The organism is Elusimicrobiaceae bacterium (assembly GCA_017520185.1).
Taxonomy (GTDB): Bacteria; Elusimicrobiota; Elusimicrobia; order Elusimicrobiales; family Elusimicrobiaceae; genus Avelusimicrobium.
On sequence record JAFXGO010000026.1, the window covers coordinates 67,262 to 85,830 of the forward strand.

Here is an 18,569-nt window from a genome sequence, read left to right on the forward strand (position 1 = left end):
AATACATTAAGGAGTGTAAGTACAATGGAAGAACTCAACATTACCGCCACCCTTAGAACCGGTGAAGGTGTAAAAGGCGAACTCAGCAAAATTCGTGCTGAAAAGAAAGTACCGGCCGTTCTCTATGGCGGACATAAAGATCCCGTAAGCATCACGATTACCATGAAAGATTTGGACAAAATCGTAAAAGCGGGCAAAAACAATATCGTGGAAATCAACCTCCCCGAAGGCAAAGAACAAGCTTTAGTCAAAGAAATCCAATACCATGTGGTGACGGACTTGCCGATTCACGTTGACTTTCAACGCGTGTCTTTGAAAGATACGATGGACGTAGTAGTCCCCGTTAAATTGGTGGGCGAATCTGCCGACGTTAAAACCCATGGTGCTATGGTGGAACACATCTTGCGCGAAATCGAAGTGCGCGCTTTGGTGAGCAACATCCCGCACGAAATTGAAGTCGATATTACCGGCGTCACTATCACCAGCGGTATTTCCGCCGGCGATATCAAATTGCCCAAAGGTGTAGAACTTATTACCGATGCACAAGCTCCGGTGGTACACTTGGCCTTGCCGAAAGAAGAAGCTGCTTCCGCCACTGATGCCGCTGCTCAGCCGGAAAGCTCCTCCACCAAAGGCAAAAAAGATGCCGATGGCAATTTAACCAAAGGCAAATAAATTGGATCGCTTTCTCATTGCCGGGCTGGGTAATCCGGGCGCACAGTATGAAAAAACCCGTCATAATGCCGGGTTTATGGTGGCAGATGCTTTTGTCAACACGTATGGTGCTTCCTTCCAGCCCTGGCAAAAATTGGGAGAGTATGTCAAATTATCGGTAAACGGCAAAGAAGTGTTTGTCGTAAAGCCGATGACTTATATGAATTTATCGGGTCAGATGGTGTCTAGTCTGGCCCGATTCTACAAAATTCCTACCGTTAATATCCTTGTTTGTTTTGACGATATGTCTTTAAAATTGGGAGACTTGCGCTTAAGACCCTCCGGTTCTGCCGGCGGTCAAAAAGGCATGAAAAATATCATTGAACTTTTAGGTAGTGACAAAATAGCCCGCTTGCGCGTAGGTATTGGCCCTAAGCCCGAAAAGTTTGACGCAGCCAACTTTGTACTTGCTAAATTTACCAGAGAAGAAACACCCGTTTTAGAACGTGCGGTAGCACGTGCAGCAGAAGCCTTAGAGGTTTATTTAAAGGAAGGGCTGGAGCGAGCAATGAATAAGTTCAATTAAAAGAATTTTTGTTTGAGCAAACTCTTTTTATCAAAATAAACCCGCTTTTTAAGCGGGTTTATTTATTTTTACGTGCCACAAATATTCTATATTCCCATGAGTTCCTTTGATAGGGCTTTCTATCAAAGATCCACTGCTAGCACCGTATTTTTCTTGTAAGTTTTCTTCAAAGAATTTTTGTACGCGTTCAATGGCAAGTTGGCGGTTTTCCTCCGTTTTTACAATGCCGTGCGGTACTTGTTTAGGGGTTAATTCAAACTGAGGTTTAATTAAAAAAACAACTTCCGCTCTTGGAGCCATTACTTTAAATAAAGGTTCCATAATCATGGTCAACGAAATGAAAGAGACATCTACGGCAGCAAATTCCGGAGCGTTTTCAAATAAATCCGGCGTCATGTAGCGTGCATTGGTTTCGGGGCGAAAATAGAAGTTTTTATATCGGCGCATTTCATCGGCCAATTGGCCTTTGCCTACGTCTACCCCATACACTTCTTTGGCTCCGGCCTGAATCATACAATCGCTAAATCCGCCCGTTGCAACTCCGATATCTACGCAGACTTTATCTTTAATATCAATATTCCACTCTTTTAAGGCTCCCGCCAGTTTTAACCCTCCGCGAGACACATAGGGACAGGATTTTTCTTTTAAGGAAATAATGTCTTCCGGCATAATAGTGCGGTCGGCGCGGGTGTCTTCTTGCCCGTTAACCAATACTTCACCGGCCATAATGGAGGCTTGTGCACGTGTGCGACTGGGGAAAAACCCCTGCTCTACCAAAGCCATATCTAAACGTAATTTTTTATTCGCCATCGTTTTCTTCCTTTTCTTCAAAAGGTTCGGTCAAAAGTTCGGCCCCTTTCTTTTTAAGAGCGTTCACCTTAAATTTTACTTCTTGCAGTTTGGCACTCATTTCTTTAGAAAGAGCAATCCCTTCTTCAAAGAGTTTAACGGAAGCATCCAAATCGGTTTGTTCTTCTTCCAGTAGAGCCACAATTTCTTCTAATCTGTTTAATTTGTCTTCAAAACTGTTTTTCATTTTACCTCCGCACGAATCATGCCGTCTTTTACTTGCACAAAAATCAGTTCTTGTTCTTGGATCTGGTTTACATGGGAAATAATTTTTCCCTCAGAATTTCTGGTAATGCTATATCCTCTGCCTAATACGGAAAAGGGACTTAAAGCCTGTAGTTTTTGGCTCAAAAGTTCTAATCGGCTTTCTGTTTGCGCCAACTGTTTTTCTAAAGCATTTTCCAAAGAAAGAGTTAAATCATCTAGTCTTTGTTCTTTTTCTTGGGTTAAAAGAGTGGGATCTTTAAAAACGCGGCTATTAATGGCCAGCTCCACCCGCGCTTTGGCTCTTTCATAAAATAAACTGACGGACTGCAGCAACCTTTTTTGCAGTTGAGAAATATGAGCAGATACCCCTTCGGCATTTTGCACTACCAATTCTGCTGCTGCCGAAGGAGTGGGGGCTCTTAAGTCTGCCACAAAATCCGCAATGGTGAAATCAATTTCATGCCCGACACAAGAAATAACGGGTATTTTGCTTGCGAAAATAGCGCGTGCTACGGGTTCTTCATTAAAAGCCCACAAATCCTCCATACTGCCGCCACCGCGCCCAACCAAAAGCACATCCGGTTTAGGGGTTAGTTGGTTTAAGTCTGCAATGGCTTGGGCAATTTGTTCGGCGGCGCCTTCTCCCTGTACCAAAGCGGGTGCCAAAATCACTTCTACATTGGGGCTTCGGCGTCTTAAAACAGATAAAATATCCCGAATAGCGGCTCCCGTTGCAGAAGTGACTACCCCAATTCTACGCGGAAAAGAAGGTATCGGCTTTTTATTTCTTTCGTCAAAGAGCCCTTCTTTTTCCAATTTCTTTTTTAATTTTTCAAATTCTAAAAATAAATTTCCTTTGTGTAAGGTTTCCACACTTTTGCAGACGATTTGATATTTGCCTTGTTTGGCATAACAAGATAAATCCCCAAATACACGCACTTGTAAACCGTCTTGCAACTCTGCCAAACTTTTGCGTGCGTCCCATTTAAACATTACCGCTGCCAACAAAGCATCGCGGTCTTTTAAATCAAAATAAATGTGTCCGCTGGAGGCTTGGCGCAATCCACTGATTTCTCCTTCCACAAAAACACCTCGAAAAACACCTTCCATCATTTGCTTAATGGCAAGGGTGATCGCGGTGACAGAGAAAACTTGTCCTCTGAAAGGAGATTCTGCGTGCATTATTTCTCCCCTTTGATTTTTTTCAATCTCTCCGCCAAAGAGGACTCTTTCCCTTGAGTGGTGGGGTGAAAGAATTGTATGGGGTCAGGCATATAGGATTGCTTCACATAATGGTTGGGATAATCGTGAGCGTATTTATAACCCATATTTTTCATGCCGGAGCGCAGATGGTCCGGCACGCGACGTAGTTTGCCTTCTCTTACTTCCTGCAAAGCGGCATTGATGGCCAAATATGCAGAATTGCTTTTAGGCGCACAAGCCACATAAATAGCCGCATGTGCCAAAGGAATGCGGACCTCCGGCATACCCAATACTTCGGCGGATTTAAAAGCCGCTTGGGCAATCATTAATGCTGCCGGTTCTGCCAGCCCTACATCTTCGCTGGCACAAATCAAAATGCGACGCGCAATAAAGCGTGGGTCTTCTCCACTTTCCAGCATACGCGCCAACCAATAAACGGTGGCGTCCGGGTCCGAACCGCGCATAGATTTGATAAAGGCGGAGATAACGTCGTAATGTTCGTCTCCTTTTTTATCATAGTTTAAATGCCGTTTTTGGATACATTCTTTGGCAGTATCCAAATCAATTTGTTTAACACCGGTTGGGTCGGGGTCAGTCGTTAAAGAAGCGATTTCTAAAGCATTTAATATTTTTCTTCCGTCCCCGTTAGCCTGTGTAATAAAATAATCGGCCGCATCTTGAGTTAAATGCAGTTTTTCTTTTTCTGCGGCGCGGTCTAAAATTTTTTGTAAATCCTTGTCTGCCAACGGTTTAAATTCAAATACGGAAAAACGGGAGAGCAAGGCATTATTGATGTAAAAATAAGGGTTTTCGGTAGTGATGCCGATTAAGATGATATCTCCGCGTTCTACACTAGGCAAAAGTACGTCTTGCTGAGTTTTGTTAAAATGATGAATTTCATCTAAAATAAGCAAAGTTCGGCGTTCCTCAAAGGTAGGAGTACGGGCACGTTCTTTGGCTTCTGCCAATACTTTTTTTAAATCTGCCACACCGGCAGCGGCGGCATTTAATTCCACCGTATGAGCCTGTGTGCGGCTGGCTACAAAACGCGCAGTGGCGGTTTTGCCACAACCCGGAGGACCAAAGAAAACGGCAGACTTTAACGTGTCCGTTTCCAAAAGACGGCGCAGCATTTTCCCCTCACCCAACAAATGAGGCTGTCCGGCAAAGTCCTCTATCTTTTTAGGGGCCTGTCTGGCGGCCAAAGGCATAAATTCATCTTGCGTCATATTTATTTATCAGCCTGCAAAGTATTTTGAAGTTTTGTAATCAGTTGGTCTAATCTGCTGGCGTCTTCTTTTATTTTTCCGCCGTCTTTTAAATCTTTCAAATAGGATTTTGCGGCAAAATGCAGAGCCGCTGCCAGTGCTTGTTTAAGTGTGTCAATGACTTCTTCATCTTCTTGCACTCGGAGCATCTCTTTTTCCACTTGGGCGGCTAAATCTGCAATTTCCACATAGCCAAGCTCCTCAATTTCCACATCAACGGGTATTTTTTTGATTTCTACGGTGACGGTATTTTTGGCCATAGTTTATCCTATAACAGATTTTTTTCATCTTCTTGCGCGCGGGCAATTTCTTTGTCAATGCGCGTTTCTAGTTTTCTAAGCGCGCTGACGGTATTTTTTTTCCATTCACGCAAAAACTTGAGTTCCGCCTCGCTTTCTTTTAAGCGGGCAATCGTATCCTCTTGCAATCTCACTTTTTGTCGCAAGGATGCCGCTTCGCTCTGCAAGTTTTGCAGGCGGGAAGCGGCTTGCGATACCAAAAGTTCCAACTGCTTGAGTTTTTCTTGCATATTTATCTGAGTTCTGCTCCCAAGTTATTACGCAAGGCTTCTACCAAAGTCTGAAAGGCTTGGTCTGTTTCTTGATCTTTTAATGTACGGTCCGGTGCAGAAAAAGACAAGGTAAAGGTGACACTCTTTTTGCCTTGAGGAACGTGTTCCCCTTCATAAAGGTCAATTAAATCAAAGTGTAAACTTACCGGCAACTGTACTTTTTGCAGGACTTCTTTGATTTGAGCATAGCAAACCGTTTTATCCAATACGACAGATAAATCGCGCAAAGACGGCGGGAAAGGAGCAATTTCTTTAACCGGTTGGAAGTTTTGAGCAGAGAAGGATTTCTCTAATTGTTTGATTGCAAACTCAAAAGCCCATACTTCGCTAGATTTAATGCCGCTTTCTTTTAAAGTGAGCGGATGGATAGCACCGAAAGAACCTATTTTTTTACCGTTAGCCATTATGTCCATGCAAATTTTAGGATGCATGTAGACAGGGGCTTTGGTTGCCGGTACAAAAGAAACATTTTCAAAACCATTTAGTAAATGGCTCAAGACCCCTTTCAGAAAGAAGAAATCCGGTTTTGTCTCTTTTCCCTGAAAGAACGGTTGGGCTGTTAATTGCCCACATAATACACCGGCTACGGTATAGGTTTCTGTAGGGAAACCTTTGGTTAAGGTGAAAGTGCGGGTAGCCTCAAACAAAGCCAAATCATGATTGCCGCGTCGTTCATTAAACTCTACATTTTTAAGCAAAGCCGGCAATAAAGTCGGACGTAAGAAATCCCACCCTTTGGCCATAGCATTTTTGATTTTTACGGCAGTTTTGGTTTCAAATCCGAAGGTGTGCAATTCCTTTTCACCCAAGAAATCAATATTTTTACATTCAAAAAATCCCAAAGAGGCTAATTTGTCGGAGAAAAGTTCTAATAAATCTACCCCTTTTGGATTGTCGGTAAAACTGACAAAAGCGCGAGAAGCCCCCGTAGGGATACAATCAAAACCGGCAAAACGGGCCGCTTCTTCAGCCAAATCCCAACGATGGTTTAAATCACGACGATGAGTGGGTGCTTGGAAAGACCATTCTTCTGCCGAAGCATCAAAATGCAAGGCCAAACGTGAAAAGATGTCTTTCAATTTTTCTTCTTCAATATCGGTGCCCAAAATGCCATTGATTTGTGCCGGCGTAAATTTAACAACAGGATTGGCATAGGTTTGCGGATAGACATCACAAATCTGGCTAGCGGTGCCACCACAGGCTTGTAAGAATAAATCTGTCGCACGTTGCAAAGCAAGAACCGTCATGCCAATATCGGCTCCGCGTTCAAAACGTTGGGAAGAATCGCTGGAAACACCGTATTTTTTAGAGGTTTTGTTGGTAATCGGAGCATCAAAATAAGCTGATTCGATAAAAATATCAGTCGTGTTTTCTTGAATGCCGGAGTTTTTTCCTCCCATGATACCGGCTAAGGCCGTAGCCTTTTTCTCATCACCGATCATAAGGGCATTTTCGTCTAATACCAATTCCCGTTCATCTAACAAAGTAAATTTTTCATCTTTTTCAGCGCGTCTGACAACAATGGTGTCTCCTTCAATTTCATTTCTGTCAAAAGCATGCATGGGTTGGCCCAATTCAAACATGACATAATTGGTAATGTCTACCAAAGCATTTTTGGGGTTTAAACCCATCGCACTTAAACGTTCTTTGATAAATTCCGGAGATTCTGCATTTTTAACGCCACGTATTAAACGGCCGCTATAGCGCGGGCAGGCGGCGTTATCGCGCACGTCTACTTTTAGGCTTTCTCCTTCGCCCACTATCCCTGAAACGGCAGGCATTTTTACAGGCAAGTTAAGCAGAGCGGAAAGTTCGCGCGCCACCCCTAGATGGGATAATAAATCCGGACGGTTGGAAGTGATTTCCAAATCAAATAAAGCATCGGCTTTTCCGTACAGAGAGCGAACATCGGTGCCTAAAGCAATATTTTCGTCTAATACCAAAATGCCACGCGCCCGAGTATTGGTCAGCCCGAGTTCGTCGGAGGAGCAAATCATGCCCTCACTGGCTACACCGCGAATTTTGGCCGGAGTCAAAACAAATTTGCCCAATCTGGCGCCTACGCGGGCCAAAGGTACTTTTTGCCCGACGGCCACATTCGGTGCACCGCACACGACGCGTTGGGTTTTTCCTTCGCCGAGGTCCAAGTCTACCAAATGCAAGTGGTCGGAATTGGGGTGATCTTCGATGTGGGTGATTTGTGCCACATTTACCCCTTCAAAATCGGCTCCTTTTTTCTCTACAGAGGCCACTTCAATGCCCAATTCTGTAAACTTTTGGGCCAGTTCTTCGGCAGAGAGGTCTAAATCGATAAAATCCTTTAACCAACTGTATAATATCTTCATAATTCTTCCTTAAAATTGATTTAAAATGCGCAAGTCATTTTCGTAGAAGGTACGGATGTCGTTGATGTTCATCATCATCATGGCCAACCGTTCCACACCCATACCGAAGGCATAACCGCTGTATACTTCGGGGTCGATGCCGCAGTTTTTAAGTACTTGCGGATTGACTACGCCGGAGCCTAACATTTCTATCCAGCCCGTGCCTTTGCAGATATTGCAGCCTTTACCGCCACAGAATACACATTTTACATCTACTTCGGCGCTGGGCTCGGTAAACGGGAAGAAGGACGGGCGGAAACGGATTTCCGTTTTGTCTCCTAACAGGCCTTTCATAAAGGCGGTCAAATCTCTTTTCAAATCAGCCATGCTGACATTTTTGTCCACGTATAATCCCTCAATTTGATGAAAGACAGGGCTGTGGGTGGCATCTAAACTGTCATTGCGGAACACGCGGCCCGGTGCCATAATGCGAATGGGGGGGTGGTGTTTCTCCATAAAGCGGCTTTGCACATTGGAGGTGTGTGTGCGTAAAACTAAAGAAAGGGGAGAGCCTGTTTCGGCAAAGAAGGTGTCTTGTGCGTCACGCGCAGGGTGATGTTTGGGAATGTTAAGCATATCAAAATTATGCTTTTCATCTTCTACCCAAGGCCCCTCTGCCCATGTGAAACCTAATTTGGATAAAATATCCGTCATGCGTTTCTGAGCGATGGAAAGAGGGTGTCTGCTTCCGCACGCCACAGGACGTGCCGGTAAAGTGAGGTCCAATTCTACGCGGTTGAGTTCTTCATTTAGGGCTTTGGCAGCCAAGTCAGACGTTTTGTTTTCCAGAGCCTGCGTGAGGGTGGCTTTTAAGGCGTTTCCTAAAGGGCCGGCGGTCTTTTTTTCTTCGATGGAAAAATCTTTTAGATTTTTTAACAGTTCGGTCAAAGCGCCTTTGCGCCCGAGTGCCGCAACGCGTAGTTCTTCTACGGTGGCTAAATCCGCCGCAGCGGAAATTTTAGCAATATATTCCTGCTCTAAAGCAGAGCACATGTTTTGAAATTCTTGTAAGGTCATAAGTATTTATATTTTACTTTATTATTAGGGGATTGGTGGTGAAAAGTTAAGGAAATATATTAGATTTTTGAGATAACGGTTTTTAGTGGAGGTTCTGTTTTGGGACAAACAATTTTTCCGCATATCTTGTCAATTTGATAAGATATATCTATGATTTCCAAAGTACTTCTTTTTGCGCGTGAAAAAGGCCTCTGCTTATCGGGGCTGACATACAATTCTGCCGAAGTAAAAGCAGGATTTGTTTTTTTTGCGTTAAAAGGGGTTCATCACGACGGAAATGCCTATATTGAAGATGCTATTAAAAAAGGCGCGGTTTTGATTGTTTCGGCGCAACCTGCCACCCAAGATTACCAAGTGCCGTTTTTTCTTTCTCAAAACATTGATCAGGATATGGCCGATGCTGCTTATGAATTTTACGGCAAACCCTCTGATCTTTTGCGCATTACCGGCATTACGGGTACCAAAGGAAAAACCAGTATTTCTTATTTGGCCGAAGCGGCTTTGGCACATGGTCGGAAGAAGGTGTCTGTGCTGGGGACTGTCAACTATCGCATTAATGGGCAAGTAATGGCTCAAGCCCCCAACACCACCCCGTTGGCTTTGCCTCTTTTTAAACTTTTACATCAAATGAAAAACGCACAAACAGATGTGCTGGTGATGGAAGTGTCTTCTCATTCTTTAGAGCAAGAGCGCGTGCGGCACATTCATTTTGATAATGCCGTCTTTACCAATTTACAGCGAGACCATTTAGACTTTCATCTTACGTTTGAAAACTATTTTTCGGCGAAGAAAAAATTGTTTGAGGAACTTCTTTCCTCCGAAAACCAAAAAAATCCGAAAACGGCTATTATTAATACAGACGATCCTTACGGACGTCAACTTTGTGATTTGTTGAGAGGTAAAGTACGCATCATTTCTTATGCTTTGGATAACCAAGCCGATTATCAAGCCACAAATATAGAAGAAAGTCTTTCTTGTACGAAATTTAAAGTAAAAGGTTTAAATGGAAAAATCAATTTGTTGGGTAAACATAATGTGTACAATGCTTTAGCCGCTTTATGTATTTGTGTGGCTAATGGAATTGATGAAAAAACCGCTTTGGAAGGACTATCTTTATTAAAGGGGATTCCGGGCAGAATGGAACGTATAGACGAAGGACAAAACTATTTTGTGTTTGTAGATTTTGCTTATACGGATGAATCTTTGCAACGGGCCTACAAGACAGTGGAAAATTTTAAAAAGGGCCGCATTATTACGGTGTTTGGTTGCGGTGGTGACAGAGACCGCAGCAAACGCCCTCTTATGGGGCGGACCGCGTGTACAAATAGCGATTTTGTCTTTTTAACCAACGACAATCCTCGCACCGAAGATCCTCAACAAATTTTTGCCGATATCAAAAAAGGCATGAATGGCTTTGATAATTTCGAAATAGAGCCGGACCGCCGAAAAGCCATTTTTAAAGCCATTTCGATGGCCCAAGAAAATGATATTGTTATTATCGCTGGGAAAGGACACGAACAAACCCAAAAAATAGGCCATACGGTCTTGCCGTTTTCTGATCAAGAAACGGTGAGAGAGGCGATCAGAGGAAGACATGTTTAAACCGGAAAATTTTAAAGGAAAAAAAGCCTGTGTGTTAGGGTTAGGGCGCAGTGGTAAGGCGGCGGCAGAACTGTTGGCGCGAAAAGGATTTTCCGTACTCTTAAGCGAAGGAAAAACCCCTTCCCATGTGCCTTCTTTTCCTAAAGCCGTAGAAGTGGAAACAGGTGGCCATAGTGAAAAAGTTTTTCAGTGTGGTTTTATCGTAAAAAGTCCCGGCATTTTGCCACAGAGCAAAGTGCTTCAAGAAGCCAAGAAACGCAAAATCCCTATATTTTCCGAGTTAGAGGTGGCTTTGGCTTTTGCGCCTAAAAATATTTGTGTATTGGCGGTAAGCGGAACAAACGGAAAAACGACCACTACCAGTTTGTTGGGGGAAATATTAAAAGAATATGGGGATCAACTTTTCCCTAAAAGAAATGTTTTTGTAGCAGGAAACATTGGCTCCCCCGTTTCCGCCATAGTAGAGAAACTTTATCCGTATGATTTTTTGGTATTGGAAGTATCTAGTTATCAATTGGAAGACAGTCGTTTTTTCCGCCCGAAAGTGGCCTGCTTGTTAAATATTACGCCGGATCATTTAGATCATCATGGCGGAATGGAGAAGTATGTCAAAGCCAAAGCCCGATTGTTTAAAAACCAACGAAGCAATGATTTTGTGGTATTAAACGGAGGGGATAAAGGTTGTGACGGTTTGGTAGGAAAAATAAAAGGAACATTGTTTGCTTTTTCTGCTTTTCCCAATCATCCGTTAAAAACAGATGTGTTTTTTGACGGAGACGAAATTATTTTTAGCGCAGGGCATCGTTTGCTCCCTCCCAAACTTCAAGGGATTCATAATATTGAAAATGCTATGGCGGCGGCACTAGCTGCATTGGCGGTGGGTGTGCCGGCGGAAATTATACAAAGGGTCTTTGACCGGTTTGAAGCGATAGAACACCGTATTGAGTTGGTGGCCAAACATAAAGGGGTTTCTTATATTAATGATTCTAAAGCAACAAATTTAGATTCTACAATTATTGCGCTTCAATCCTTTGACAAGGCCAAGAATATTTGGTTGATTCTGGGAGGACAAGATAAAGGATCTTCCTATCAAATATTGCTTCCGTATTTGCAAGACTATTGCCGTTGTATATTAAGCATTGGTTCTTGTATGGATAAAATAGAGCAAGACTTAAAAAACTCTTTTCCTGTTGTGCGTTGCTATCAGTTATCAGAAGCGGTGGAATATGCTTTTGCTCATGCCCAAAAAGGAGATGTTGTGTTGCTTTCGCCGGCATGTGCATCTTTTGATCAGTTTAGAGACTATGAAGAACGGGGAAATGAGTTTAAGCAAGTGGTGCGAGAAAAGATTAAAAAAGATCGTTAAAAAGCCGCCCCTTCGGGCGGCTTTTTCATGATCTATTTGGTTAATAAGAGGTTAATTTTTTCTTGATATTCGCTGCGGAGTTCTTTTAAACGTTCTACTTGCATTTGACCCGCGATGCGGCTGCGGCAAACAGCATTGCTTTGCAAGTCCAATTCTTGGTACAAAGCGGCAGCCTCTTGGGCCGTAGTCTTGCCGTAGGTTTTTTCAATTTGAGCTAAATCTTTTTTGTTTTGCTCAATAAGGCTGGCGCACATATTCATAGGGTCTTGTGTCCAAATTTTTTCATCTACTGTATAGTTCATTTTCAGATTTCCCGTAGCACAAGCACAGAGTAAAGATACTGCTGCAACTGCATAGATTTTTTTCATAGTTTTCCTCTTTTATTTTAAGTTATACAAATCCAGCGCATTTTGTGTGGTTATTTCGGCCAGTTTTTCCACCGGCATATTTAAATAATCTGCCACCCATTGGGCAATAAGTGAAATGTTGGAAGGGTCATTACGCATGCCGCGTTTGCCCTGAGGAGAAAGATATGGGCAGTCCGTTTCCAAAATCAGTTTATCGGCGCCTGCTTTTTTGACCGCTTCGCGGATATATTCGTTTTTCTTATAAGTAAAGCACCCGTTAATACCCAGCAAAAGCCCCTGATCTAAGGCTTGCTTTGCCTCTTCATAACGAGCCGAAAAACAATGCAACACCCCTGAAAATTTAGCCTCAATCGGTTTCCAAAGATGTTTTAACAAATGAAAAGTGGTATCGTACGGCTCATAGTTTTCTTCTTCGCGGCGAATGTGCAAAACAATCGGTTTTTTAATATCGTTGGCCAAAGAGAGCATTTCTTCAAATACTTTCAGTTGTGTTTCTTTGGGACAAGCATGTAAATAAGCATAATCTAGCCCGATTTCTCCCAAAGCGGCCACCTGCGGATTTTGTAAAAGTTCCGTTAATTTTAAACGCGCTTGTATATCATAACTTTGCGCCACTTGCGGATGAATGCCTAGTACGGCTGCTATGCGGGAGGGGTATTTATCGCACAAAGCAAGTGCAGGCTCCCACTCATGCGTTTCACACGCAATTTCTACAAATTTGTAAGTACCGCTTTCAAAGACCTTTTGGATTACTTGGTCGCGGTCTTCGTTAAAGGCTTCATCATTGATATGGGCATGGGAATCAATAAAATTCATAGATATATTTTATCTTTTTTATAAAAACTTTTTCAGAAATGAAAAGTTTTCTTCGTCAAAGAAAACAAGAATTGAAAATCTTCTTTTTTTTTGATACGATTTTCTCGGTTGGAAAAATTAAATTTAAAAAAGGAAATAAAAATGAAGAAAGGTTTTACACTGATTGAGTTGTTAGTCGTGGTACTAATCATCGGTATCTTGTCCGCGGTGGCATTGCCGCAATATCAAAAGACGGTGCTTAAAAGCCGCACTGCCGAAGCATGGACTAATTTGAGTGCGTTGCGTACGGCCGTGCAGGTGTATTGTATGGAAACAAATGCCGACCCTGTGGATCCAAATGGATTATCTATAGATGTGGAAAATTCAGAATATTTTTCTTATCATTCTTCAATTTATTGCTCTAACAATCCTACCGATGGAGTTTCGGCTACTTATTTAAAAACACCGATGTTTACTTTGGGTTTTGGAAAAGACGGCTCTCGCTCTTGTATAGGTGCCGGTTGTGCACAGATAGGATTTACCGAAGCCGGAAGCGGGGATCAATGTACTTCCGGCGGTTCTTCCTGTTATTATACAAAGTAGTTTTAAAAAGGCCCTCTTTCCAGAGGGCCTTTTGTGAAAAGTTTTATAACCCCATTGCTTCTTTTACTTCTTTTCCCATCGAGGTTGGTACTCCTTCTTGCGTGACGCATACCAACGTGGTTTTTCCTTTGGTACAGAGTTTGCCGTTTTGATTGGTGATGATATTTTCAAACACGATTTTAATATCGCTCACTTCCAATACTTTGGTAGATACGTCAATCACATCTGCATAACGTACGGGATATTTATATTCCGTTTCTTGCCGAGCCACCACAAAAAACAAACCCTTTTCCATGAGTTTCGGTACAGAGTATCCCTTTTCTGCCATAAACAAAGTGCGGGCTTCTTCAAAAAATTTCATGTAGTTGCCATAATATACTACGCCGCCACAGTCGGTATCGTGGTAAAAAATAGTTTTTTTCATATTATTCTCCGATAATCTTAATCAAAATACGTTTATTTCTTTGTCCGTCAAATTCCCCATAGAAAATAGTTTCCCACGGACCAAAATCTAATTGGCCATTGGTGACGGCTATCACCACTTCCCGTCCGAGTAAAGTGCGTTTAAGGTGCGCATCACCATTATCTTCGCCGGTCAGATTGTGTTGATATTTATCCACTCCGTAAGGGGCCAGCTTTTCTGTCCAACGCAGGAAATCGGCATGTAATCCGCGTTCATTATCATTGATAAATACCGAAGATGTGATATGCATGGAATTAACCAAGCACAAGCCCTCCTGAATGCCGCTTTTTTGCAAAGCCGCTTCCACTTGGGGAGTGATATTGATAATATCGTATCTGTTTGGGGTACAGAGAGTTAAATATTCTGTGTGTGATTTCATCTTATCAATATAGCAAATCTGCGACTAAGATTGCCTCTTGCATTAGAGTAGAATTTATTTGTTAAAATATGTGTATGGAAAAAGAGAGATTAATGGCTCTGTTGCGCAATCCGCAAAAGTTCCAAAAAAAAGAGCAGCGCAAACAGCAGGCCGCAAAAGTAAAACAAGAACGCGCGGAAAAAGCCGCCGCCAAAGCCGCTTCGGAAAGAACGATGCTAATCGTGGCTAGCGTGGTGTCTGTGATGGTGGTTTTTTCATTAGTGTTTGTTTTGGCTGCTCAAAAACGTGTGCAAAATTTACCTGCTTCTTTGGACCCTTCCGTTTTAAAAGGATTGATGGTAGAAAAAACTTTTAACCCTAATGAAGAAGTGCGCTATGTGCAAATTTCGGAAGGGGCAGAGCGTAATGTGACAAATGTGGCAGGCTTTGGCTCTACTTTACCGGTGATTAGCCGTTATAATTATAAAAATCTTCCTCCCAGCAGTTTAAAAGTAATCGGTGCGGCACCGTATGCGTTAACCATTAATGTGCAATCTAATATTTCCGATCCGGATCTTCTGCACTATTTATTTAATAAGCAGGATGTGATTGACGAATTTTTAAAGCGCTCGGATGTGGCTCCTTTAATCGCCGATCCAAAGGCATTAGCCGCTGCAGTGGCGAATAATAAAAAGATGGAAGAATTTTTTGCCGATGAAACGGTGCAAAAAGTATTGTCTGACCCTAAACTATTGCATGCTTTGGCTTCAAGCCGTTTATTTTCGTATTTGATTATCAGCAAAGCGGTCAAATATTATAGGGATAATCCTGCTTTGGCCTCTCAACTGATACAGGCCAGCCCGGTGTTGTCTTCTCTTAAGAAAAATCCTCACGTTCGTAAGGAAATTGCTGAAAACACGTATTTAAAAAAAATATCTGTTGAACTTTTGAAATAAAATTTGTTATAATATTCTTACAGTAAAGATTTACGCGGGCGTGGTTCAATGGTAGAACGCGACCTTGCCAAGGTTGAGACGAGGGTTCGATTCCCTTCGCCCGCTCCATTTAGACCCCAGATTATTCTGGGGTTTTTTGTTGCCCATCTAGGTCTTTTGGTCCCATGCTCTCTAGGTCTTTTGGCCCTGTTTTTCTCTGTATATAAAAGATAACCTTATATTAAGAGGTATCTATGAAAAAAATTTTAGTGACAGTTTTAGGAATCTTTTTAGGAACGCTCTGCCTGCAAGCGGAGGATTCTTCCTTCTCTCTTTTTGTGGAAAAACGCACCCATCAGGCTGCTAATGAACATAATGCTTATAATCTGTTGAAACAAGCAATAATAAATAAAAAGGCAGAAGAGGTGCAGGACTTGCTAGAAGATCCAAAAAACATAGGTCTTTGGAACACAAAGGATAATTACGGTAATAATCTTTTTCATTTTTGTTCCGATGTAAAAACTTTTGAAGTGTTATATGAATCTTTGGGTTCAAAGAGCGAATCTTTATTAGCCGCCAAGAACAAGGCGGGAGAAACCCCTTGGATGACTTATATTATGTATGACAAGGAAGATATCTTTTTGACTTATTTTCCTAAAAGTTCGCTCTATGCTCGATTGAAACAAATCTCTTTTGATTTAAAACATTCCACCGGCTTAAGCTATGACAATGCCATTACAAACAGAGATGCGGTGATAGAAAAAACCAGCTGCCGTGGCGGGCAAACTTTGTGGCAGAGAGCAGATTTGATGTGCAGATCTTTGAGAGCCGGAGCCAAAGGGTATGCTCAGTATGAGCGTACTCCGGCCAATGCACCCGGAATGAATGCGGCAGAACCTATTAAAAATAAAATGGAGCAAATAAGAGATATGATAGAAGAAGTGGCTCCTTATTTGAAGTAAAAATGAATTTCAAAAACCCCGCTCCTGAGAGCGGGGTTTTTTAACTGAAGAATTTGATAGAGTTAGGAAGTATTACATCTTCCATAACGCTTAAAGCATACGAATCTGTCATTCCTGCTATGTAGTCAGTAATGATTTGATCTTTTTGGGAAGGGTCTTTTTGATAGACTTTTTCCATAGATTGTATATACTTGGAAAAACTGACGGCGGTTTGTTTTCCTTCTTTTTCATACATGAGATAATCAAATCCATACTTATCAAAAATCCACCGAAAATATTCAAACAGATCGGCAATGCGTTTGTCGATAGTTTCTTTTCTTTGTTTCATCTGTGCATTGTTATAAATACGCTCATAATTAAAATCACGCAACTGTAAAATAATATCTGTTTTTTCGGGAGAGAAACCAATAAAATCTTTATCTTTGGAATGTTCTATTAAATCCAATGTTAAGGTGTTGATGATTTCCCCATTAGAAGTGCCGATTTCATCTTGTACAATAAGGGGTATGTCTTTTTTGGTAATCAATTTGGCTTTGACAGCATCTTCAATATCTCGTCCTAAATAGGCAATTTTATCAGACACACGTACAATACACCCTTCGTAAGTGGTGGGCAAACAACGGCGATTTTGGATATCTTCTAATTTGTTTGGGGTGGTGGCAGGACGTAATTCTTTAGTTGCAAAGTCTTCCCCACAGTGACATAAGATACCGTCTTTAACGGCATAGGTCAGATTCAATCCTTCTCCGTAGTTGGCTAATTGTTCTACCACGCGGTAGCTGTTGACTTCATGCAGAAAAGGTTTGGGGGCTATACAAGAGGCTAAAGCACGTTCCCCCTCGTGTCCAAACGGGGCATGCCCAATATCATGCCCTAAGCCGATAGCATAGGCTAAATCTTGGTCCAAATTCCAATTCCCGCTTTGATTTAATCCTCTGCAGATAGCCGCTGCAATGGTGGCCACATGTAATACGTGTTCAATACGTGTGCAGATGTGGTCATTATCCGGAGCAAAGAAAACTTGAGTTTTGTGTTTAAGTCTGCGAAAAGGTAAAGAGTGTATGATTTTGGTTTGATCGCGGAAAAACTCTCCGCGCACATCCGGCGTTTGCGGACGGGTACGTTTAAAGTAAATTTCATTATTTAGCGGGTTTTTATTCATAAAATTATGATACCATAATATAAACACGGCTTCTATGAGGTTTTTCTTATGAGTAAAAAAATAGCGGTTTATCAAGGCACTTTTGACCCTTTTACCAACGGACATTTGGAAGTAGCGAAAGATGCTTTATCTATATTTGATGAAGTTATTATTTTATTGTTGGTAAATCCGGTCAAAAAACCGCTTTTTTCCGTAGAAGAAAGAAAAGAGATGATTTTACAAACCATACAAACGCTGGATGGCGTGTCGGTAGACTCTTATCAAGGCCTTTTGGCAGATTATATGAAAGAAAAAGGGCTGACTTGTTGCGTAAGAGGCATTCGTAATGAGCGCGATTATGCCTATGAGTTGGAAAATCATCAATTGAGTAAGGTTTTTTGTCCTGATTTGAAAACTTTTTTTCTTCCCTGTGACCCTTTGTGGGCGAACGTAAGTTCCGGTGCTGTAAAAGCGGCTTGCGCTTACGGAAGTCTTCCTGCTACGTGGGTTTCCTCTGCAGTGGTTCAAAATTTACTTCAAAAATTCCCTAAAATTAAACTTGTAAAATAGTTCCTTTTGTTTGTTTTTTAGCCCTTTTATTTGCTATAATATACTTGGAGACAGACAAAAGGAGAACGTATGCTATACGCAGCAAAATCTTTGATGCGTGTGGGCTTGCCGACGAGGCTGAAGCGCCAGTCGGACAAGCAAGGGTTTGTTTTTTTCAAAAAGCCTGTTTCCTTTGCTTGTGATCTTTTTGAGCAGTACTGTTTTTATATAGAAAATTTGTGTTTTTTTATCTGGGCCAAAAGTACCATACAAAATAGGACTTTTGGCCCTTTTTTTTTCGTGTCAAAAGCGGCACAATATTTATAAGAGGATTTTATGAAAAAGATAATATCTTTAGTGCTTAGTTTTAGCATTATATTTATGTCTGTGGCGCCGTCTTACGCGCAAGTGGCGGAAGAACGGGAACGCACGGATGCGTTTGCTGCGATGTTTGATCGAGCGGTAGCGGCGGAAGCACAGGCACATGGCAAGAAGGTAGCGCAATATGAAGCAGAGATGTCCAATGAAATAATTAGCAAGGTTGCTCCTTCTGAAGAGGATATTAAAGAAGAAATAGATCGACAGCGCAGATACAGTAAGAACGTGATCAACTTCATGCATGCGCAGGATTTGTCTAAGAGTGATTTACATTCTAAATTTTTATCTAACTGTGCGCAGGATGCTACTA

21 protein-coding genes, 1 tRNA gene and 1 pseudogene are annotated in these 18,569 nt (G+C 41.9%); 10 read left to right on the forward strand and 13 right to left on the reverse strand.

The annotated features are described in order from the left end of the window. Nucleotides 1–24 precede the first annotated feature (24 nt). A complete protein-coding gene (locus IKL48_03850; protein ID MBR3603799.1) occupies nucleotides 25–675 on the forward strand; it encodes a 50S ribosomal protein L25 in 651 nt (216 codons plus the stop codon). 1 nt (nucleotide 676) lies between these two features. Continuing rightward, nucleotides 677–1,240, forward strand: a complete 564-nt coding sequence (locus IKL48_03855; GenBank protein ID MBR3603800.1) for an aminoacyl-tRNA hydrolase — start codon at nucleotides 677–679, stop codon at nucleotides 1,238–1,240. Nucleotides 1,241–1,288: 48 nt separating this feature from the next. On the opposite strand, the gene IKL48_03860 is transcribed toward IKL48_03855, so the two are convergent. The 8 genes from IKL48_03860 to pheS are packed head-to-tail and all read right to left on the reverse strand — an operon-like array spanning nucleotide 1,289 to nucleotide 8,739. Continuing rightward, complete coding sequence (locus IKL48_03860) at nucleotides 1,289–2,050, reverse strand: TlyA family RNA methyltransferase (protein ID MBR3603801.1); 762 nt, start codon at nucleotides 2,048–2,050, stop codon at nucleotides 1,289–1,291. Beyond that, entirely contained in the window at nucleotides 2,040–2,276 is a 237-nt protein-coding gene (xseB, locus tag IKL48_03865; GenBank protein ID MBR3603802.1) for an exodeoxyribonuclease VII small subunit, read from the reverse strand. The genes IKL48_03860 and xseB overlap by 11 nt, the downstream gene beginning before the upstream one ends. Then, nucleotides 2,273–3,478: an exodeoxyribonuclease VII large subunit gene (xseA, locus tag IKL48_03870; GenBank protein ID MBR3603803.1), complete on the reverse strand. Its 1,206-nt coding sequence runs from the start codon at nucleotides 3,476–3,478 to the stop codon at nucleotides 2,273–2,275. Before xseA ends, xseB begins: the two co-directional genes overlap by 4 nt. Beyond that, entirely contained in the window at nucleotides 3,478–4,728 is a 1,251-nt protein-coding gene (locus IKL48_03875) for a replication-associated recombination protein A (GenBank protein MBR3603804.1), read from the reverse strand. The genes xseA and IKL48_03875 overlap by 1 nt, the downstream gene beginning before the upstream one ends. A 2-nt stretch (nucleotides 4,729–4,730) precedes the next feature. Further along, a complete protein-coding gene (locus tag IKL48_03880; protein MBR3603805.1) occupies nucleotides 4,731–5,027 on the reverse strand; it encodes a hypothetical protein in 297 nt (98 codons plus the stop codon). Between the two features lie 8 nt (nucleotides 5,028–5,035). Next, the gene (locus IKL48_03885; GenBank protein ID MBR3603806.1) at nucleotides 5,036–5,296 is read right to left on the reverse strand and encodes a hypothetical protein; all 261 of its coding nucleotides are present in this window, start codon (nucleotides 5,294–5,296) and stop codon (nucleotides 5,036–5,038) included. 2 nt (nucleotides 5,297–5,298) lie between these two features. Continuing rightward, a complete protein-coding gene (locus tag IKL48_03890; GenBank protein MBR3603807.1) occupies nucleotides 5,299–7,683 on the reverse strand; it encodes a phenylalanine--tRNA ligase subunit beta in 2,385 nt (794 codons plus the stop codon). Between the two features lie 9 nt (nucleotides 7,684–7,692). After that, on the reverse strand, nucleotides 7,693–8,739 hold the full coding sequence (gene pheS, locus IKL48_03895; GenBank protein ID MBR3603808.1) for a phenylalanine--tRNA ligase subunit alpha: 1,047 nt from the start codon (nucleotides 8,737–8,739) through the stop codon (nucleotides 7,693–7,695). A 150-nt stretch (nucleotides 8,740–8,889) separates the two neighbouring features. Here pheS and IKL48_03900 point away from each other — a divergent pair, with 150 nt between their 5' ends. Together IKL48_03900 and murD are read left to right on the forward strand one after the other, a co-directional pair. Further along, nucleotides 8,890–10,341 carry a UDP-N-acetylmuramoyl-L-alanyl-D-glutamate--2,6-diaminopimelate ligase gene (locus IKL48_03900; protein ID MBR3603809.1) on the forward strand — a complete coding sequence of 484 codons (1,452 nt, stop codon included), beginning with the start codon at nucleotides 8,890–8,892 and terminating at the stop codon, nucleotides 10,339–10,341. Next, on the forward strand, nucleotides 10,334–11,707 hold the full coding sequence (gene murD, locus IKL48_03905; protein MBR3603810.1) for a UDP-N-acetylmuramoyl-L-alanine--D-glutamate ligase: 1,374 nt from the start codon (nucleotides 10,334–10,336) through the stop codon (nucleotides 11,705–11,707). Before IKL48_03900 ends, murD begins: the two co-directional genes overlap by 8 nt. A gap of 32 nt (nucleotides 11,708–11,739) precedes the next feature. On the opposite strand, the gene IKL48_03910 is transcribed toward murD, so the two are convergent. After that, entirely contained in the window at nucleotides 11,740–12,075 is a 336-nt protein-coding gene (locus tag IKL48_03910) for a hypothetical protein (GenBank protein ID MBR3603811.1), read from the reverse strand. A 12-nt stretch (nucleotides 12,076–12,087) separates the two neighbouring features. Further along, the gene (locus IKL48_03915; protein ID MBR3603812.1) at nucleotides 12,088–12,891 is read right to left on the reverse strand and encodes a TatD family hydrolase; all 804 of its coding nucleotides are present in this window, start codon (nucleotides 12,889–12,891) and stop codon (nucleotides 12,088–12,090) included. Between the two features lie 141 nt (nucleotides 12,892–13,032). On the opposite strand from IKL48_03915, the pseudogene IKL48_03920 reads away from it, so the two are divergent. Next, nucleotides 13,033–13,152: pseudogene (locus IKL48_03920) on the forward strand (prepilin-type N-terminal cleavage/methylation domain-containing protein). Nucleotides 13,153–13,516: 364 nt separating this feature from the next. On the opposite strand, the gene IKL48_03925 reads toward IKL48_03920, so the two are convergent. Together IKL48_03925 and IKL48_03930 are read right to left on the reverse strand one after the other, a co-directional pair. After that, nucleotides 13,517–13,897 carry an acyl-CoA thioesterase gene (locus IKL48_03925; GenBank protein MBR3603813.1) on the reverse strand — a complete coding sequence of 127 codons (381 nt, stop codon included), beginning with the start codon at nucleotides 13,895–13,897 and terminating at the stop codon, nucleotides 13,517–13,519. A gap of 1 nt (nucleotide 13,898) precedes the next feature. Further along, nucleotides 13,899–14,315 (reverse strand): secondary thiamine-phosphate synthase enzyme YjbQ, encoded by a 417-nt coding sequence (locus IKL48_03930; GenBank protein MBR3603814.1) that lies wholly within the window; start codon nucleotides 14,313–14,315, stop codon nucleotides 13,899–13,901. Nucleotides 14,316–14,389: 74 nt separating this feature from the next. Here IKL48_03930 and IKL48_03935 point away from each other — a divergent pair, with 74 nt between their 5' ends. The 3 genes from IKL48_03935 (at nucleotide 14,390) to IKL48_03945 (ending at nucleotide 16,191) form a co-directional block, all read left to right on the forward strand. After that, nucleotides 14,390–15,250, forward strand: coding sequence for a hypothetical protein (locus IKL48_03935; protein MBR3603815.1), 861 nt, complete (start codon nucleotides 14,390–14,392; stop codon nucleotides 15,248–15,250). Between the two features lie 34 nt (nucleotides 15,251–15,284). After that, nucleotides 15,285–15,358, forward strand: a tRNA-Gly gene (locus IKL48_03940). Nucleotides 15,359–15,483: 125 nt separating this feature from the next. Beyond that, nucleotides 15,484–16,191, forward strand: a complete 708-nt coding sequence (locus IKL48_03945) for a hypothetical protein (GenBank protein ID MBR3603816.1) — start codon at nucleotides 15,484–15,486, stop codon at nucleotides 16,189–16,191. 40 nt (nucleotides 16,192–16,231) lie between these two features. Here the strand turns inward: IKL48_03945 and IKL48_03950 are convergent, their stop codons facing one another. Then, nucleotides 16,232–17,353, reverse strand: coding sequence for an HD domain-containing protein (locus tag IKL48_03950; GenBank protein ID MBR3603817.1), 1,122 nt, complete (start codon nucleotides 17,351–17,353; stop codon nucleotides 16,232–16,234). Between the two features lie 48 nt (nucleotides 17,354–17,401). Here IKL48_03950 and coaD point away from each other — a divergent pair, with 48 nt between their 5' ends. Continuing rightward, nucleotides 17,402–17,902, forward strand: coding sequence for a pantetheine-phosphate adenylyltransferase (coaD, locus tag IKL48_03955; GenBank protein ID MBR3603818.1), 501 nt, complete (start codon nucleotides 17,402–17,404; stop codon nucleotides 17,900–17,902). Nucleotides 17,903–18,217: 315 nt separating this feature from the next. Continuing rightward, nucleotides 18,218–18,569: hypothetical protein (locus IKL48_03960; protein MBR3603819.1), on the forward strand; the 352-nt coding region annotated here is incomplete at its 3' end.

Coding starts and splice junctions, on each gene's coding strand:
- IKL48_03850 (MBR3603799.1), top strand. CDS start 25: ATGGAAGAACTCAACATTACCGCCACCCTTAGAACCGGTGAAGGTGTA.
- IKL48_03860 (MBR3603801.1), bottom strand. CDS start 2,050: ATGGCGAATAAAAAATTACGTTTAGATATGGCTTTGGTAGAGCAGGGG.
- xseB (MBR3603802.1), bottom strand. CDS start 2,276: ATGAAAAACAGTTTTGAAGACAAATTAAACAGATTAGAAGAAATTGTG.
- xseA (MBR3603803.1), bottom strand. CDS start 3,478: ATGCACGCAGAATCTCCTTTCAGAGGACAAGTTTTCTCTGTCACCGCG.
- IKL48_03875 (MBR3603804.1), bottom strand. CDS start 4,728: ATGACGCAAGATGAATTTATGCCTTTGGCCGCCAGACAGGCCCCTAAA.
- IKL48_03880 (MBR3603805.1), bottom strand. CDS start 5,027: ATGGCCAAAAATACCGTCACCGTAGAAATCAAAAAAATACCCGTTGAT.
- IKL48_03885 (MBR3603806.1), bottom strand. CDS start 5,296: ATGCAAGAAAAACTCAAGCAGTTGGAACTTTTGGTATCGCAAGCCGCT.
- IKL48_03890 (MBR3603807.1), bottom strand. CDS start 7,683: ATGAAGATATTATACAGTTGGTTAAAGGATTTTATCGATTTAGACCTC.
- pheS (MBR3603808.1), bottom strand. CDS start 8,739: ATGACCTTACAAGAATTTCAAAACATGTGCTCTGCTTTAGAGCAGGAA.
- IKL48_03900 (MBR3603809.1), top strand. CDS start 8,890: ATGATTTCCAAAGTACTTCTTTTTGCGCGTGAAAAAGGCCTCTGCTTA.
- murD (MBR3603810.1), top strand. CDS start 10,334: ATGTTTAAACCGGAAAATTTTAAAGGAAAAAAAGCCTGTGTGTTAGGG.
- IKL48_03910 (MBR3603811.1), bottom strand. CDS start 12,075: ATGAAAAAAATCTATGCAGTTGCAGCAGTATCTTTACTCTGTGCTTGT.
- IKL48_03915 (MBR3603812.1), bottom strand. CDS start 12,891: ATGAATTTTATTGATTCCCATGCCCATATCAATGATGAAGCCTTTAAC.
- IKL48_03925 (MBR3603813.1), bottom strand. CDS start 13,897: ATGAAAAAAACTATTTTTTACCACGATACCGACTGTGGCGGCGTAGTA.
- IKL48_03930 (MBR3603814.1), bottom strand. CDS start 14,315: ATGAAATCACACACAGAATATTTAACTCTCTGTACCCCAAACAGATAC.
- IKL48_03935 (MBR3603815.1), top strand. CDS start 14,390: ATGGAAAAAGAGAGATTAATGGCTCTGTTGCGCAATCCGCAAAAGTTC.
- IKL48_03945 (MBR3603816.1), top strand. CDS start 15,484: ATGAAAAAAATTTTAGTGACAGTTTTAGGAATCTTTTTAGGAACGCTC.
- IKL48_03950 (MBR3603817.1), bottom strand. CDS start 17,353: ATGAATAAAAACCCGCTAAATAATGAAATTTACTTTAAACGTACCCGT.
- coaD (MBR3603818.1), top strand. CDS start 17,402: ATGAGTAAAAAAATAGCGGTTTATCAAGGCACTTTTGACCCTTTTACC.